Origin of the sequence: Escherichia sp. AM3 (genome assembly GCF_032029835.1) — a bacterium.
GTDB lineage: Bacteria > Pseudomonadota > Gammaproteobacteria > Enterobacterales > Enterobacteriaceae > Escherichia > Escherichia coli.
On the sequence record NZ_JAVUPQ010001086.1, the window covers coordinates 1 to 259 of the forward strand.

1 protein-coding gene is annotated in these 259 nt (G+C 56.4%); it reads left to right on the forward strand.

Features of this window, described 5'->3' with window-relative positions; all coding sequences use genetic code 11:
* The coding region (locus RTW80_RS29820) for an aldehyde dehydrogenase family protein (RefSeq protein ID WP_312721758.1) at positions 1-259 on the forward strand (259 nt) is incomplete at both ends.

Sequence of the window (259 nt, forward strand, 5' to 3'; positions counted from 1 at the left end):
GCCCCACCCTGATCGAAGTACAGGACCTGAGCACTGATGTCATCCAGTCTGAAGTCTTCGGGCCGGTCCAGACTTTCGAGATTTTTGATGACGAAGCTGATGCAATCATGCGCGCAAACGCTACCGAATTCGGTCTCGCCGCGTCGGTGTTCTCAGACGACACGGCGCGTGGCCGGAGAGTTGGCAAGTCTGTTCAAGCCGGTCATATCTGGCTAAACTGCTGGGGCGTTATGTCCGAGCACTTCGAACAGAGCGGCTT